The 16,918-nt window shown below is 77.2% G+C and carries 9 protein-coding genes; 3 read left to right on the top strand and 6 right to left on the bottom strand.

The genetic code is table 11. From position 1 onward, the window contains the following. Positions 1 to 31: 31 nt before the first annotated feature. From RLT57_RS27635 to RLT57_RS27615, 5 genes are all read right to left on the bottom strand, one after another. Complete coding sequence (locus tag RLT57_RS27635; protein WP_311299962.1) at positions 32 to 3,334, bottom strand: non-ribosomal peptide synthetase; 3,303 nt, start codon at positions 3,332 to 3,334, stop codon at positions 32 to 34. Then, complete coding sequence (locus RLT57_RS27630) at positions 3,331 to 7,104, bottom strand: non-ribosomal peptide synthetase (protein ID WP_311299961.1); 3,774 nt, start codon at positions 7,102 to 7,104, stop codon at positions 3,331 to 3,333. Before RLT57_RS27630 ends, RLT57_RS27635 begins: the two co-directional genes overlap by 4 nt. Positions 7,105 to 7,688: 584 nt before the next feature. Then, a complete protein-coding gene (locus tag RLT57_RS27625; protein WP_311299960.1) occupies positions 7,689 to 10,172 on the bottom strand; it encodes a beta-ketoacyl synthase N-terminal-like domain-containing protein in 2,484 nt (827 codons plus the stop codon). A gap of 168 nt (positions 10,173 to 10,340) precedes the next feature. Further along, entirely contained in the window at positions 10,341 to 11,120 is a 780-nt protein-coding gene (locus RLT57_RS27620; protein WP_311299959.1) for a thioesterase II family protein, read from the bottom strand. Next, positions 11,117 to 11,557: a phosphopantetheine-binding protein gene (locus RLT57_RS27615; protein ID WP_311299958.1), complete on the bottom strand. Its 441-nt coding sequence runs from the start codon at positions 11,555 to 11,557 to the stop codon at positions 11,117 to 11,119. The genes RLT57_RS27620 and RLT57_RS27615 overlap by 4 nt, the downstream gene beginning before the upstream one ends. Positions 11,558 to 11,806: 249 nt before the next feature. On the opposite strand from RLT57_RS27615, the gene RLT57_RS27610 reads away from it, so the two are divergent. Together RLT57_RS27610 and RLT57_RS27605 are read left to right on the top strand one after the other, a co-directional pair. After that, positions 11,807 to 13,183, top strand: coding sequence for a salicylate synthase (locus RLT57_RS27610; RefSeq protein ID WP_311299957.1), 1,377 nt, complete (start codon positions 11,807 to 11,809; stop codon positions 13,181 to 13,183). 27 nt (positions 13,184 to 13,210) lie between these two features. Next, entirely contained in the window at positions 13,211 to 14,842 is a 1,632-nt protein-coding gene (locus RLT57_RS27605; RefSeq protein WP_311299956.1) for a (2,3-dihydroxybenzoyl)adenylate synthase, read from the top strand. Positions 14,843 to 15,034: 192 nt separating this feature from the next. On the opposite strand, the gene RLT57_RS27600 is transcribed toward RLT57_RS27605, so the two are convergent. Further along, positions 15,035 to 15,943: a siderophore-interacting protein gene (locus RLT57_RS27600; RefSeq protein WP_311299955.1), complete on the bottom strand. Its 909-nt coding sequence runs from the start codon at positions 15,941 to 15,943 to the stop codon at positions 15,035 to 15,037. Positions 15,944 to 16,171: 228 nt separating this feature from the next. Between RLT57_RS27600 and RLT57_RS27595 the strand changes: the two genes are divergently transcribed. After that, positions 16,172 to 16,888: a TetR/AcrR family transcriptional regulator gene (locus RLT57_RS27595; RefSeq protein ID WP_311299954.1), complete on the top strand. Its 717-nt coding sequence runs from the start codon at positions 16,172 to 16,174 to the stop codon at positions 16,886 to 16,888. Positions 16,889 to 16,918 lie beyond the last annotated feature (30 nt).

The raw sequence follows: 16,918 nt of genomic DNA, 5'->3' as shown, positions 1-16,918 counted from the left end.
GTGCCGAGGGCCTGGGCCGGCTCCGGGCGGCTCACGACGCCGGCTCCGAGGGTGCGGCGGACAGTTCCGCGTCGAGGCGGTCCGGGGTCAGGTCGGCGACGTAGAGGTGGACGGCGGCGATCTGCGCCATGCGGCCGGGCTCGGCCTCCTCCTGGGTCAGGACGGCCGCCATGCCGGCCACGTCCGAGGTGGCCATCAGGGCGCGCGGCGAGAGGTCCTCGTCGGGGAACACCTCGCGCAGCCGGGCGAGGATGCGGGCGCCGACCAGCGAGTCGCCGCCGAGCGCGAAGAAGTTGTCGCGCGGCCCGACCCGGGGCAGGCCGAGGGCCGCGGCCCAGGTCCTGGCGATCAGCTCGGCCAGCGGGTCGGCGCGCTCGGCCGGATCCGCGGCGGCCGGTACGGGCACGGCCGCGGCGGTGCGTTCCAGGGCGTCGCGGTCGACCTTCCCGTTGCGGGTCAGCGGCAGGCTCCCGCCGACCGTCAGGCTGCCCGGCACCAGGTGGCCGGGCAGCAGCGCGCCGAGGTGGGCGCGCAGCTCCGCCGGCTCGGGCGCCGGCCGGCCGGGCACCGGGACGACGAAGGCGGCGAGTCCCCGGTGGCCGGCCGCGCCGGTCCGCCGTACCGGCACCACGGCCGCCCGCGCGACCGCGGGGTGTGCGGTCAACGCGGCCTCCACCTCGGCGGGTTCGACCCGCCGTCCGGCGATCTGCACCTGGCCGTCGCGGCGGCCGGCGAACTCGATCACCCCGTCGGGGCGGTAGCGTCCGAGGTCGCCGGTCCGGTAGAGCCGTTCGCCGCTGCGGGGGTGGGTGACGAACGCGGCCTCGGTGGCCCGCGGATCGCCGAGGTAGCCGCGGGCGAGGCCGGGCCCGGCGCAGTACAGCTCGCCGGTGACGCCGTCGGGGCAGTCCCGCAGCGCCGGATCGAGCACGTGGTAGCGGGTGTTGGCGATCGGTGTGCCGTACGGGATCGAGTGCGGCTCGGCGTCGGCCCGCTCGACCGGGTACCAGATGTTCCACAGGGTGGTCTCGGTCGGACCGCCGACCGAGACCAGCCGGACCGCCGGGAGGCGCCGGGCCAGGTCCCGGGCGGTACGCGGCGCGATCCAGTCACCGCCGAGGAAGGCGAGCCGCAGCGTGCCGGCCCCGGCCGGGCCGCCGTCCGCCAGCCGGTCGAGCAGCATCTCCATCATGGCCGGTACCGAGTTCCACACGGTCACCCGGTGACGGTCCATCAGCTCCAGCCAGTGCGCGGGCTCGGTGCGGCGGGCCGCGTCGGGCAGCACGAGCGTGCCGCCCGCGCCGAGCACACCGAAGACGTCGAAGAGCGACATGTCGTGGTGCAGCGCGGTCAGCCCGAGGCACCGGTCGCCGGGGCCGATCCCGAAGCGTTCGACGGTCTCCCGCAGGCAGTTGACCACTCCCCGGTGCTCGATCATCACCCCCTTGGGCGTGCCGGTCGTACCGGAGGTGAACAGCACGTAGGCCAGGTCGCCGGGCCCCTGGGCGGGCGGCGGCGGGGCCGCCGCGACCGTCGGCCCGGTGTCCGCCCGCAGCACCCGCCACGGCCCGGCCGGTACCGCGCCGGCCAGCGGCGCGTGGGTGAGCACCACGGCCGGGCCGGCCGCGCCGAGCAGCGACCGCAGCCGCTCGGGCGGCGACTCGGGGTCCAGCGGTACGTACGCGCAGCCCGCGAGCAGCACCGCGAGGGCCGCGACCACCTGCTCCTCGCTCTTGTCGAGCAGAAGCGCGACGAGGGCGCCCGGCGCCGTGCCGGGTTCCTCGCGCAGCCGGTGGGCGAGCGCGGCGGCGCGTCCCAGCAGCGCGCCGTAGCCGAGGGTGCCGGCGGAGCCGACCAGCGCCGGGGCGTCCGGACGGGCGGCGGCCTGCCGCAGGAACGCGTCCTGCACCAGCTCGTCGGGGATCGGGCGGCCTCGGCCCTGCGCCGCTTGCCGGCGGGCCAGTTGGCCGGGCGGCAGCGGCACCGTCTCCTCCAGCTCCCAGACCGCGGGGTCGTCGGCGAGCCGGCCGAGCAGCGCGGTCCAGGCGCCGAACATGGCGTCCAGCACGCCGGGCGGGAAGAGCTCCTCCACCGCGTCCCAGTTGCAGGCGAGGGCGCCCCTGCGGTCCTCCACCTGGGCGTCCAGGTGGACTTGGGGGGTCTGGGTGATGCCGTGGACCTGGGTGAGGGCGCGTTCCAGCGCGTGCGGCCGCGGGGTGCCGAGGGCGAGGGTGCTGGTCAGGACGATCGGCATCCGGGCCTGCTCGCCGTCGCCGGCCCGGGTGAGCTCGCGCAGCAGCCGTACCCCGCCCGGTTCCCGGTGCTCCAGTCCCTCCAGGAGGCGGCGTTGCAGGGCCCTGGCGCGGGCGGTGAAGGTACCGGGGCCGCGGTGGTCGGCCTCGACGAGCGTGAAGGAGGCGAACTCGCCGACCAGGTCCGCGACACCGGGCACCAGCGGGTCGCGGTTCATGCTGGGCACGTTGAGGGTGAAGCGGTCGGTCGTGCTCCACCGGGCGATCACCTCCGCGTACGCGGCGAGCACCACCCCGGTGGGCGTCAGGCCGTTGGCCGCCGCGCGCTGCCGCAGCCGGGTCCAGGTGTCGCGGTCCAGCAGTGCCTCGCGGCGGACGAACCGGGGCCGGTCCACCGAGTCGGGATCGACCCGCAGCGGCAGCGCGGGGGCGGCCGGCAGGTCGCGCAGCCGCTCGCGCCAGAACTCCTCGGCCTCGGCGGCGGCTTGGTCGTCGCCCGGTTCGGCGGACGCCCGCAGGTACTCCTCGAACGTGGCCTGCGGCGCGGGCAGCCGGGTGTCCGGGTCCTCGTAGTACGCGGACAGGTCCCGGTACATGACGTGCCAGCTGGCCCAGTCCACGGTCAGCCCGTCGAAGCCCACATGCACCCGGCAGAGGCCGTCGCCCAGCAGGCAGACCGCGACCGAGAACAGCGGCCAGCGGTCGGCGGGCCGCACCTCGTGCGACAGCCGCTCCCGCAGGCCGGCGAGGGCGGCGTGCGCCTCCTGCCGGGTCCGGTCGCGCAGGTCGACGATCTCGATCGGCGGATCGGGCACCTCGGGCAGCACCCGCTGCTCCTGCCGGTCCGGGTCGACGACCGCACGCAGCATCGGATGCCGGTCCACCAGCAGCCGCCAGGCGCGGACGAACCGGCCGACGTCCAGCGGGCCTTCGAGTTCCAGGTAGGCGTGCGTGCTGACGTTGCCCAGCGGGTAGAGGTCGCCGCGCCCGACGAGGTACGCCTGCTGGGTGTCGGTCAGCGGGAAGGGGCCGGGCCCGCCGGGCGGGCGCTGAGCGGGGGCGCGGTCCGGTGCGGGGGTCATCGCGCGGACTCCTCGTCGGTCGGGGTGCGGTGGTCCGGAAGGGACGGGTCCAAGGGCGCCCGGTCCTCCGGAGGCCGTCCGGGGGGCGCGTCGGCCGCGCTGGGCGGCTCAGCCGGCGGCCGGTCCGCGGCCTCCCGGTCCTGGCGGAGTCGGTCCGGGGCCAGCGGGTCCGCCGGGGGCCGGTCGGCGTTGGTCCGGTCCGCGAGGGGCCGGTCCGGCAGCGGATCGTCCGCCGTGAACCGGCCGCCGGCCGGTTGCTCCGCGGCCGGCCGATCCGCCGGTTCCGGTCCGGTCGCCGGCGGGCCCGGTCGGCGGGACCTGCGGCGGGACAGGGCCTCCCGGCCGCGCAGCGCCCGGGCGCGGGCGTCGGACTCGGCGGCCACGGCCGGGGCGGCCCGGTCGGTGCCCGCGCCGCCGGCGGACTCGATGTAGGCGGCGAGGCGGGCCACGGTGGCGTTGCCGAACAGGGCCAGCAGCGGCACCTCGTGCCCGAGCCGCTGCCTGATCAGGGTCTGCACCCGGATGACGAGGAGCGAGTGGCCGCCGAGGTCGAAGAAGTTGTCGTGCGCCCCGACCTGCCCGGTCTCCAGCACCTCCGCCCAGATCCGGGCGACGCCGTCCTGGATGCCCGGCGCCGGGACGGTGTAGGCGCCCGCGCCGTCGGGGGCGGGCAGCGGGACGGCGGCGAGCGCCTTGCGGTCCACCTTGCCCGCGCCGGTCAGCGGCAGGTCCGGCAGCACCACGACCGCGCGGGGCACGGCGTGCGCGGGCAGCAGTCCTCCCAGCCAGCCGCGCAGCGCCTCGCCCTCGGCCTCCGCCGGGTCCTGGGCCGGGCCGGAGGTCACCGAGCAGTAGCCGATCAGTTCGTGGCCGCCGCCCGCGGCGGCCCTGGCCACCACCGACGACTGCCGGACCCGGGGGTGCCGGGCCAGTACCGCGGCGACCTCTCCCGGCTCGACCCGGAAGCCGCGGATCTTCACCTGGTCGTCGAGCCGGCCCAGGAACTCGATCTCGCCGTCGGCGCGGAACCTCGCGAGGTCACCGGTGCGGTACATCCGCCCGTCGGCGCTGTCGGCGTAGGGGTCGGCGACGAAGCTCTCCGCCGTACGCTCCGGGTCGCCGAGGTACCCGCGGGCCAACGGCAGCCCTCCGACGTGGAGTTCGCCGCGTACCCCGATCGGCACCGGGCGGAACGCCGCGTCCAGCACGTACAGCCGGGTGTTCGGGTTGGGTCGGCCGATGGTGATGTGCTCGGCCGGCTCGCCGGGTTCGAAGACCCGGCAGCTGACCCCGATGGTCGTCTCGGCCGGGCCGTAGCCGTGGTACATGCGGGCGTCGGACACCCGGCGGAACCGCCCGTACAGGTCGGGGGTCAGGGCCTCGCCGCCGCACCACAGGTGCCGCAGCGAGCCGATCCGGGCCGCCGCGTCGTCGCGTTCCAGCAGGACGTCGAGCATGGAGGCGACGATGTAGAGGAAGGTGACGCGGTGCCGCTGGATCGTGGTCAGCAGCCGGTCGACGTCGCCGTCGCCGCCGGGTTCGGCGACGACCAGGCGGGCGCCGGCCACCAGCGGCAGGAAGATCTCGTTGACCGAGATGTCGAAGCCGAGCGGCGCCTTGTGGAGCACGGCGTCGTCGGCGCGCAGGCCGAGCTTGCCGATCTGCCACAGCATGCGGTTGCAGACGGCCTGCTGGCGGATCATCACGCCCTTCGGGGTGCCGGTGGAGCCGGAGGTGTGGATCACGTAGGCGAGGCGCTCCATGTCCACGGGGGCGTCCGGCACTTCGGCGGGCGCGGCGGCGGTGCCGGTGACGGCGGTCACGGCCCCGGTCGCGCCGGCGGCTCCCGCCGGCCCTGCGGGCTCCGTACCGCCGGCCGAACCGGCTCCGCCGGGCCGCAGGACCTCGATGTCGCTGCCCGCCAGCAGCAGTTCGGCCGCCTCCTCCCCCACCACCAGGCGCAGTCCGCAGCGGTCGGCGATGTCCCAGACCCGGGCGGCCGGCCAGGAGACCTCCAGCGGGACGAACGCGCCCTCGGCCTTGAGCACCGCCAGCAGCGCCACGACCAGTTCCACCGAGCGGTCCAGCAGCACCCCGACCAGGGTTTCCGGACCGACACCGGCGCCGCGCAGCCGGGCCGCGAGCGCCTCGGCGCGGGCTTCGAGCCCGGCGTACGTCAGGGTGGCCGTGCCGCACTCGACGGCCACGGCGGCGGGGTCGCGCCGGGCGGCGTCGCGTACCAGGCCCGCGAGGTCACGCCCGACGAGCGGGTCGTCGCCCTCGGCCGGCCGGCCCCACCGCCGCAGCAGCTCCCGCTCCTCGGCGGGCAGGATCTCCAGGTCCGCCACCGTGGCGGCCGCCCCGTCGGCGGCGACGGACTCCAGCAGCCGGACCAGGTGGGCGGCGTAGCGGGCCACCGTGCCGGCGTCGTACAGGTCGGTGTTGCCGGTGATCGCGCCGTGCAGGGTGCCGTCGGCCTCCCAGCAGTTGAGCACCAGGTCGAAGCGCGCCGAGTCGACCTCCTGCTCCACGGGTTCGGCCCGCAGCCCGGCGAAGTCGGCGGCCTCCGGCGGGTTCTGCATCACGGCCAGCACCTGCGGTACGGGCCCGGCGCCCGGTGAGCGGTCCCAGCGCAGTTCGGCGGCGAGGACGTCCAGGGACACGTCCTGGCGGGCGTACGCGTCGTGGCAGGTGGCGCGGACCCGGTCGAGCAGCTCGCCGAACGCGGTGTCGCCGTCCACGGCGGTCCGCAGCACCACGGTGTCGGCGAAGCAGCCGACGCACTCCTCCAGTTCCGGGCGTTCCCGGCCGTGCACGACGGAGCCGACGGCGATGTCCCGCTGCCCGGTGTAGCGGTGCAGCAGGGCGGTCAGGGCGGTCACCGCGGCCATGTACGGGGTGGCCTCGTGCCGCCTGGCCAGCGCGCGGACCGCGCTCCAGGCGGCCGGGGCGAGGGTGAAGCGGTGCGAGACGCCCCGGGAGCCGGGCACGGCCGGCCTCGGCCGGTCGGTGGGCAGGTCCAGGCGGGGCTGCTCGTCGCCCAGCGCGCGGCGCCAGGCGGCCACCTGCTCGGCGTGCTCCGGGCCGGCCTCGCGGGCGTCCCGCCAGTGGGCGTAGTCGGCGAAGGCGAGCCGCGGTTCTGGCAGCGGGCTCGGCCGGCCGGCGCTGAACGCGGTGTACAGGCCGCGCAGTTCGCGCAGCAGGATACCGAGGGACAGGCCGTCGGCCACCGCGTGGTGCACGACGGTCATCAGCAGGTGCTCGTCGTCGGTGTGCCGCAGCAGCCCGAAGCGGATCAGCGGGCCGTCGCCCAGGTCGAAGGGAGCGGTGTCGAGGGCGGCCAGCCAGCCCGTCTCCACGGCCCGGTCGCCGCCCGAGTCGGCGTAGGCCAGGGGCGGTTCGAGACGGTCGGCGACCACCTGGTGGGGCAGCCCGTCGATCTCGGTGAAGGTGGTACGCAACGCGTCGTGGCGGCGCAGGAGTTCGGCGAGCGTGGCGCGCAGCGCGTCCCGGTCCAGCGGGCCGGTCAGCCGGACCGCCTGCCCGATGTTGTAGGCGGCGGTGCCGGGGTGCAGCTTCGCGTGGACCCACATCCGGCGCTGCGGGCGGGTGGCGGCCACCGGGCCGCCGGCCGGGCGGCGGGGGATGGCCTGCGGCCGGGCCGCGCCGGCCAGCCACCGGTCCAGCAGCTGCCGTTTGGCCTCGGACAGCCCGTCCGGGCGGGACGCGGACTCCTCGGTGTCGCGGGTCCGCGGTAGGGCGTCAGTCATGGGAACTCCCGGCTTCCTGGGGGGTTGGCTACGGTGTGCCGTGCGGGGGCGTTGCGGCGGGTGGGGCGGGGGCAGGGGCGGGGGTGCCGGACCCGCGGTGGGTCCGGCCGTACGGCGGACCGGTGCCGGGCCGGCGCCCTTCCCGCCGCCGGGCGGCCCGGAAGACGCCTCCGGGGCACGGGCCGAGAGGAGTGCGGGGCCCCGCGCACCGTGCCCGGCCGGCTGCGGCGCCCTGCGCACCGGGCCCGGTCGGACGGGTGCGGTCGGCCGACCGGGGGGAGACCCGGACCGCGAGGCGGCGGGGCCCCGCCGGCCGCCGGGGAGGACGTCCCCGCCCGGTGGGCCGGCTCGGACGGCTCCGGCGGCGCGGCGCACGCGCGTGCCGGGCGCCACGGGCCGGGCGGGGCCGGTCGGACACGGTCCAGGGCCCGTCGTGGGGATCCGCGGGGGTGGCGGAGCGGGGTCCGGCGCGTCGCGGCCGCACGGCGGAGGAGGAAGGCGGCGCGGTGCGTCGCCGACCGGCGGGAACGCGGCGGACCTGCGTGCCGGGCCCCGCGGCGCCACGGAGATGCCCACGACAGGTCCTAGCCGCCGGAGGTGCCCCGGCCGAGATCGGCCGCCAGCGCGGCGGCCTCCTCGTCGGTGAGGCCGCTCAGCTTTTCGTGCAGGCGCCGTCTGAGCCGGTCGGCGTGTCCGGCGGCCGTCGGCGGGGCGTCGAGCAGGTCGGTCACGTCCGTGGGGACCGGCAGCACGGCCCGCAGCGCCGTCGTGACCCGGGCGGCGAGCAGCGAGTGGCCGCCCAGGTCGAAGAAGTTGTCGTCGCGGCCGACTCCCTCGATGCCGAGGGCGCTCCCCCACGCCTCGGCGACCATTCCCTCCAGCTGGTCGGCGGGCGGGGCGTACGGGGTCTCCAGCGCCGGCCGGGGGTGCGGTGTGAGAGCGGGCCCGGCCGCCACCGGGCCGCCGCTCCCGGCGAAGGCGGGCGGAGCCACCCAGTGCCGGACCCGCTCGAACGGATATGTGGGCAGCACGACTCTGCGCGGCGCGGGCCCGGCCGCGGCCGCGGGCTCCCCCGCCCCGCCGTCCACCCAGTCCCGGGCCCGCTCGACCGCGGGCCGGGGGGCGCCGCCCGGACCCGGGTCCGCACCGGCGTCCGCCTCCCCGGCGGCAGGGACGCGCCCCGCCGCGGTGCCGTCCGGGCCGCCGTCGGCGCCGGTGTCCGCCGGGCCGCCCGGAGGCGCCGAAAATCCGCCCGGGACCCGCCCGTCGCCGCTGCCGGGCCCCGCTTGAGGCCGCCGGTCCGGCGGCGCGGAGTCCGACGCGCCGCCCCCGTCCGGGTCCCCGGCCCCGGGTGCGGCGCCGCCGGGCAGGACGAGGGTCCAGCCGGGGCCGTACGGAGCGGGCGGCGCCCCCGGCACGGTGTCCGCGAGGGCCCGCAGCGCGAGCAGGGCCTCGGAACGGCCGCGGGCGAGGACGACCGCGCGCCGGGCGAAGCGGGCCCGGCCGGTCAGCAGGGTGTGGGCGACGCCGTCGAGCGGGAGGCCGGGGCGGTGCCGGAGGTGGGCGGCCAGGCGGGCGGCCTGCGACCGCAGCGCGGTGCCGGTACGGGCCGACAGCGGCAGGGCGAACCAGTCACCCGCGGCGCTCGGCGCGGGCACGGACGCGGGCGACGAGGCGGGGGCGGACGGGGACGCCGACCCGGACCCGGACACCGGCGCGGTTGCCGACGCGGGCGCGGGCAGGTCGGGCGCCTCCTCGACCACGACGTGCGCGTTGGTGCCGCCGATGCCGAAGGTGTGCACGGCGGCCCGGCGCGGCCGGTCCCCCCGCTTCCACTGCGTGGCTTCGGTGTTGAGCCGGAACGGGCTCGCCGCGAAGTCGATCGCCGGGTTCGGGTCGGTGCAGTTGATCAGCGGCGGCAGTTCCTCGTGTTCCAGCGCCAGCAGCACCTTGACCAGGCCGACCGCGCCGGCCGCCGCCCAGGTGTCGCCCACGTTGGGCTTGGCGGTGCCGAGCCGGAGGCTGCCGGCGGGCGCGCCGGCGTAGCCCTCGGCGAGCGCGGTGACCTCCAGGGCGTCGCCCATGGGGGTGCCGGTGCCGTGCGCCTCCACGTAGTCGATGTCGGCGGGGGTGAGCCGGGCCACGGCGAGCGCCTCCGCGGCGGCGTCGCTCTGCGGGTCCACCGCGGGCGCGGTGAACCCCGCCTTGGCCGCGCCGTCGTTGTTGACGGCGGTGCCGCGGATCAGGCCGAGGACGGGGTCGCCCGCTTCCAGCGCGTCGGAGAGCCGGCGCAGCGCCAGCACCGCCACGCCGTCGCCGGGGGTGGTGCCGGCGGCGCGGGCGTCGAAGGCCCGGCAGTGGCCGTCGGGCGAGTTGACCCCTCCCTGCCGGTACAGGTATCCGGCCCGCTGCGGGAAGTAGACCGTGGCGCCGCCGGCCAGCGCCAGGTCGGACTCGCCGCCGAGCAGGCTCTGCACCGCCAGGTGGACGGCGACGAGCGAGGTGGAGCAGCCGGCCTGCACGGTGACGCTGGGTCCGGTCAGGTCGAGTTTGAACGAGACCCGGGACGCGAGGAAGTCGCCGCTGTTGCCGAGCAGGTTCTGGAAGGAGCCGGCGCCGGGGCCGGCCGCCGCCTGGTGCGGGTGCAGGTGGTGCAGGAAGTAGCTGTCCGGGCCGGTGCCGGCGAACACGCTGACCGCGTCCGCGGCGAGCCCGCGCGGGTCGTGCCCGGCCGATTCCAGCGCCTCCCAGGCGCACTCCAGGAAGAGCCGGTGCTGCGGGTCGGTGACCGCCGCCTCCCCGGGGCTGTAGCCGAAGAACGCGGCGTCGAAGAGGTCCGGGCCGTCGATCACCGGCCGGGCCCGTACCCGGGTCGGGTCCTCCAGCGCGGTGGCGGGCAGTCCGGCGGCGATCAGGTCCTCGTCGGTGAAGGCGGTGACCGACTCGACGCCGTCGCGCAGGTTGCGCCAGAAGGCGTCCGGCGTGTCGGCGCCGGGCAGTCTGACCGCCATGCCGACGACGGCGACGGGATCCGGGGCTTGGGGCGGCAGGGGTATGCCAGTGCCCACGACAGTCAACTCCCTTGTGCGGTTGGATGCGTCCGGTCCTTCTGCGGCGCGCGGAATCCGGCCGGCGGCTCCGGCCCGTGGGCCCGGCCGACGGGCCCGGTCTGCGGGCCCGGTCTGCGGGGGCCGGTCTGCGGGGGCCGGTCCGCGCGGTCCCGCGCCCCGCCGCCGCTACCGCGCGGCTCTTCCGCCGGGAGCCCAGCGCAGCCTGCGGAGGACCGCGGCGGTGAGCTCGGCCGGCTGTTCGAGCAGGTAGAAGTGCCCGCCGGGGAAGGTGAGGTGTTCGAAGTCGCCGCCGGTGGCCCGGCGCCAGCCCTCGACCTGCGCGGCCGAGACCGTGCCGTCGTCGGTCGCGGCGATGGAGACGATGCCGGTGCGCAGCGGCGGCCCGGGGGCGGGCGCGTAGGTCTCGATGAGCCGGTAGTCGTTGCGGACGATGGGCAGCAGGTAGGCGCGCATCTCGGGGTCGTCCAGCAGGGCGGCCGGGGTGCCGCCGGTGTCCCGCAGCATCCGGGCGAAGCGGTCCTCGTCCAGCAGGTGGACGCGGTGCCGGCCCGGGCGGTGGGCGGCCGGCGGGTGCCGGGCGGAGACGAACAGCCGTTCCAGGACACCGCCTTCGGCCTCCAGCCGCCTGGTCACCTCGTAGGCGACGATGGCGCCCATGCTGTGGCCGAGGATCGCCAGCGGCCGGTCGAGCAGCGGGAGCAGCGCGGCGGCGGCCCGGTCGGCGAGCGCGGCCATGTCGTCGACCAGCGGTTCGCCGGCCCGGACCTCGCGCCCGGGGTACTGCACCGCGCGTACGTCGACACCGGCGGGGAAACGTTCGGCCAGCGGCCGGTAGAACCCCGCGCCGCCGCCGGCGTGCGGGAAGACGACCAGGGTGGGCGTGCCCGGGGCGGCGGCGCGGAAGGCGCGCAGCCACGGGGAGCCGGTGGTGCCGGCGGACGTCATGCGGGCCGCCCCTCGCCATGAGCTCCGGGTGGCTTCCCGCCATCGGCCCGCGGCTGCGGCTGCGACCGCGCCCCGCCACCGGACTCCGGCCGCTGCGCACCGTTGTCGCCGGGCGCCGGGCGCCGGCCGCCCCGGGGGGACTCGGCGGCGAGCCGCCACCACGCCCGGAGCGAGGGCTCCTCGATCATCCGGGCGAACCCGGCCCGTACCCGGTAGGCGCGCAGCCGGGCGGAGATCGTCATCACCTTGACCGAGTCGACCCCGAGGGCGACGAGGTTGTCGTCGTCCCCGATCCGTTCGGGCGCGATGCCGAGCACGTCGGCGACGGTACGGCGCAGGGCCTCCAGGTCCAGGGCGGCGGGCGGTTCGCCGGCCGGCGCGGAGGGCGGGGGCGGGCCGTCCGCGGTCGCGGCCGGTCCCGCTGGATTCGGCGTCACTGTTCACCTCGCGAGATGACGTGGGCACTGCCTCCGGGGGCTGACGGTGCGTCAGCCCCCGGGGGCGGTGCCGGCTTCGGATCACACGTGGACACACCGGCGGATGCTAGCTAGGCTCACCCTGGTTAGGCAAGGCTATCCTAACTTCCATGTAGGGCTCCGTCGTTTTCAGCGCCCCCCCGACCGCCGCGGTCCGCCCCAGGCCCAGCGCCGCGGACATCCCGCCGACGACCTCAGGACGGTTTCCACGTGACCACGCACGCCCCCTCCCCGGCCGGCCCGCACCGGCCCGGCGCCACCGCCCCGCTGCGCTACCTGCACACCCGGATCGCCGCGACGTACGACCCGCTCGCGACGGCGCTCCGACTGGCCCGGTCCGGCCTGTTCGACCGGCACGCCGTCTACGAGCAGGCCGGCCGGTGGTGGTTCGCCGGCGGCGCGCTCGGCTCGGTGACGGTCCGCCAGGACGAGGTGGCCACCGACTGGAACGGCGTACGGCACGTCACCGCGCGCACCACCGGACACGCGGTACGGGAGCTGGGCGCCGCGCTCGCCGACGCGCCGGTCGCCGACTGGCGCGGCTACGGATGGGCCGCCTTCGAGTGCGCGCCGGCCGCGGCGGGCCGCCCCCCGGCCGATCCCCGGCAGCCCCTGGCCCATGTCTTCGTGCCCCGGGTGGAGGTGGAGATCGGCGGTGGCGGGCTGGACCTGCGCTGCGCCGACGCCGGGCTGCTGCACCGCGTGCTCGCGGCGGCCGGCGCCCGGGACGGCGGGCCGGAGCCGGCCCCCAGGCCGCTGGACGTCGAGGCGGACGACCCCGGCCCGTACCTGGCGGCGGTCGCGGACGCGGTGGCCCGCATCGGCCGCGGCGAGCTGGAAAAGGTGATCCTGTCCCGGCGGGTCGAGGTCCCCTTCGAGCTCGACTTCGCCGCCACCTACGCCGCGGGGCGCCGCGCCAACACCCCGGCCAGGTCCTTCCTGCTGGACCTGCCGGAGCTGCGGGCGGCCGGCTTCAGCCCGGAGACCGTCGCCGAGGTCTCCCCGGACGGCTGGGTGACCTCGCAGCCGCTGGCCGGCACCCGGGCCCGGCACGGCGACGACCCCGAGCAGGACGCCAGGGCCAGGGCCGAACTGCGCACGGACGTCAAGGAGGTCTACGAGCACGCGGTCTCGGTACTGCTGGCCGACACCGAGATGCGCGCCCTGTGCGCGCCCGGATCCGTCGCGGTGGACGAGTTCATGGCGGTCAAGGAGCGCGGCAGCGTACGGCACCTGGGGTCGCGGGTACGCGGCCGGCTCCGGGCCGACCGCAACCGCTGGGACGCGCTCGCCGCCCTCTTCCCCGCAGTGACGGCGTCCGGTATACCCAAGGCCGCCGCGTACCGGGTCATCGACGCCGGCGAACCCGGCAGCCGCGGCCTGTACGCGGGCGCGGTGCTGCGCGCCACCGCCGAAGGCGACCTGGACGCGGCACTCGCGCTGCGCACCGTCCACACCCACCAGGGCCGTACCTGGGTACGTGCCGGGGCGGGCGTGGTCGGGGTCTCCGACCCGGCCCGGGAGTACCGCGAGACCTGCGAGAAACTCGCCAGCGTCGCTCCATACCTGACGCCCCGTCAGGCGTAAGGAAGCGCGTCCGCACATGAGGAGAGGATGATCCGGATGCTGCCCGGATGCGTTCCGTGGCCCCCTGAGGAAGCCGACCGGCACCGCCGGGACGGCTACTGGACGGACGAGCCGCTCGGCGAGCTGCTGCGGCGCTCGGCCGCCGAGCACGGCGACCGCACGGCGGTGGTGGGCGACGGGGTCAGGATCGGCTACGCCGAGCTCGACGAGCGCGCCGACGACCTCGCCCGCGGGCTGCTCGGCCTCGGTCTGGCCGCCGGCGACCGGGTGGTGGTCCACCTGCCCAACCGCCCCGAGTTCGTGCTGGCCACCTTCGCGCTGCTGCGGATCGGGGCACTGCCGGTGTACGCACTGCCCGCCCACCGGGAGCGGGAGATCTCGCACCTGTGCGCGTTCTCCGGCGCCACCGGGTACGTGATCGCCGACCGGTACCTCGGCCATGACTACCGCGAGCCGGCCAGAGCCCTGCTGGAGCGGCCGGACGTGGCGCTGCGGCACGTCCTGGTGGCGGGCGACGCGCAGGAGTTCACCGCGCTGGCCGCGGTGGAGGCGGCCGGGCGCGCCCGCCGGGGCACCCCGCTGCCGCCGCCCGGTCCGGCGGGCGACGTGGCGCTGTTCCTGCTGTCGGGCGGCACCACCGGGCTGCCGAAGCTCATCCCGCGCACCCACAACGACTACGGCTACAACGCGCGGGCCAGCGCCGAGGTGTGCGGCTTCGGCCCGGACACCGTCTACCTCGCCGCACTGCCCGCCGCCCACAACTTCGCCCTGGCCTGCCCGGGGGTGCTCGGCACCCTGGCGGTGGGCGGCACCGTGGTGCTGCCGGGCGACCCGAGCCCCGACGAGTCGCTGCGGCTGATCGCTGAGGAGCGGGTCACCGCGACCGCGCTCGTACCGTCGCTGCTGGGGCTGTGGCTGGACGCGCTGACCTGGCTGCCCGAGGACGTCTCCAGCCTGCGGCTGGTGCAGGTCGGAGGGGCCAAGCCGGACGCAGCGACCGCGGCGCGGGTCCGACCGGTGCTCGGCTGCGCGCTCCAGCAGGTGTTCGGGATGGCCGAGGGGCTGCTCAACCTCACCCGGCTCGACGACCCCGAGGAGCTGGTGCTGGGCAGTCAGGGGCGCCCGCTCAGCGGCGGCGACGAGGTGCGGATCGTGGACGACGAGGGGCACGCCGTCCCGCCGGGCGCGGTCGGGCAGCTGCTCACCCGCGGCCCATACACGCTGCGCGGCTACTACCGGCTGCCGGACCACAACGCCCTCGCCTTCACCGGCGGCTGGTACCGCACCGGAGACCTGGTCCGCGCGCTGCCCAGCGGACACCTGGTGGTGGAGGGGCGGATCAAAGAGGTCATCAACCGGGCGGGCGAGAAGGTGTCCGCCGAGGAGGTCGAAGAGCAGCTCGCGCTGCACCCGGCGCTCCGCCAGTGCGCGGTCGTCGGCGAGCCCGACCCGGCGCTGGGCGAGCGGATCACCGCGTTCGTCGTGGTGGAGTCCGGCCGGGACTGCCCCACCGCCGCCGAGGCCGGGGAGTTCCTGCGCGGGCTCGGCCTGGCCGGGTACAAGGTGCCGGACCGGCTGGTGACCATCGGGTCCCTCCCTCTGACGGCGATCGGCAAGGTGGACCGCAAGGCGCTGGCGGCCCGGCCGGCGGGGGGCTGACCGGGCCGTCGGCGCCTCGCGGGCGGCCCGAGCGGCCGGCCCGCGAGGGACGGCCGGGCCCGCGCACAAAGGGGGCGCCGGCCCGGCGGTGGGACCGGCCGGCCCGGCGGGCGGGTGGCCCGCCCGGCGGGCGAGTGGCCAGCCCGGCGGGCGGGTGGCCGGCCCGGCGGGCGAGTGGCCGGCCTGGCGGCGCTACGCGAGGTCGGCCGCCGTGGTGAGGGCGGGGTCGTCCGGGTCGCCGCCGGCCGCGACCGCGGCCTGGTAGGCCGCGAACACCTCGGCGTCGCGCTGGTCGCTGGTGCGGTCCTGCTTCCAGTAGGCGGCGGCCTGGAGCTGCGGGCGGGGCAGTCCGCGCTCGTCGAGCAGGTGGCGGCGGATCGACCGGACGGTGCCCGCCTCGGCGCCGAGCCACGCCTGCGCGGCGGCGAAGGGCCGGTCCAGGCCGCGTACCGCCTTCTCCAGCAGGCCGCCGCCTGCCGCCGGGGCGCCGCGCCGGTACAGCCAGACCACCTCGGCGCCGCCGGGTGCGGCGAGGTCGACGCGGTCCTCCTCGTCCTCGGCCTCGACGAAGGCGACCACCCGGGTCCTGGCCGGGAGCGCCTCAAGGATGGCCGCGATGGCCGGCAGCGCGCTCTCGTCGCCGGCCAGCAGGTGCCAGCCGGCCTCCGGGGAGGCGAAGAACTCGTGCCGCGGCCCGGCCAGACCGACCGTGCCGCCGGGCACGGCGGTACGCGCCCAGCCGCTCGCGGGGGTGTCGCCGTGCAGCAGGACGTCCACCGCCAGCTCTCCGGCCGCCGGGTCGAACCAGCGGGTGGTGAACGCGCGCATGACCGGCGGCACCGCGCCGGGCGGGTATCCCGGTACGCCGTCGGGGCCGACCACCGGCAGGTCCACCCGGTCGCGGCCGGCCGGCGGCAGCAGGAACTTCCAGGCGTCGGCGGGCAGTCCGTCGGCGCAGCCCGCCAGGTCGTCGCCGCCGAGGACGATCCGGCGGATCCGCGCGGTCACCTCGGCCGTCCGCACCACGTGGGCGGTACGGATCCGGACCTGCGGGCGCGTCAGGCGGGTGCGCCGGCGCAGTTCCTCCTGGATCGGGGGCATGTGCACTCCTGGTGTCACCGGTGTCGAGGGGTTCGCGGCCGCCGGGCCGGCGGCGTACCGGCCATGTCGGTGGACGCGGTGCCGCCGACCCGGCGAACACAATGAAGGTATGCCTTACCAAAGTTATTGACAACATCATGTTGTTAAAGAGGGCCGCCGACCCACCCGGCGGCCGCCGCCGGGAGACGCCGCAGGTGCCGGCGGACGGCGCTGGGAGACAATGGGGCCATGACCAGCAGCAGCGAGCCGATCAAGCCGCGTCGACTCGTCGAGCGGCCGGGGGCAGGGCGCGGGATGCGCACTCCGCGGCTCGGCCGTCCGCCCCAGGTGGACCGGGAGGCGATCGTCCGGGCGGCGGTCGCCGTTGGCTTCGGCCAGATCGGGATGACGAGCGTCGCGCAGCACCTGGGTATCAAGCACTCCACGCTCTACCGCTACTTCGCCACCCGCGACGCGCTCGTCTCGGCGGCCGTCGACGCGGTGGTGGCCGAGGCCGACTGGCCGGAGCCGGGCGACCAGTGGCGCCGCCAGTTGAGCGACCACGCCTGGGCGACGTTCCGGCTGCTGGAGCGGCACTCGGGGCTGGCCGCGCAGATCGTCTCGCTCAGCGTGGACTCCGCGGCCTACGGCGAGGTCAGCCACCGGACGGTGACCGCCCTGGTGGACCTGGGGTTCGCGCCCGAGGACGCGATACTCGCCTACGACCTGGTGCACGAGCAGGTGCTGATGTTCTTCCTGGCCGGGCAGCGCCGGGGCGAGCCCGCCAGGACCCCCGACGAGGCGGCGCGCATGCGGCGGGAGATGCTGCCGGACGCGCTGCCGAAGGTGGACCCCCGGCTGCGCGAGGCGCTGGCCGGCATCGTCACCGGCAGCCCCGGCGACTGGTTCGCCCGCAAGCTCGACGTGCTGCTCGACGGCCTCGGCGGGCTGGCGCCCGGCGGGTGACGGCGGGTGCGGGACCGCCCGGCGGACCGC

The sequence above is a fragment of the Streptomyces sp. ITFR-21 genome (genome assembly GCF_031844685.1).
GTDB lineage: Bacteria > Actinomycetota > Actinomycetes > Streptomycetales > Streptomycetaceae > Actinacidiphila.
Note: the sequence above shows the minus strand (reverse complement) of the source record. Positions and strands in the feature narration are given on the sequence as shown.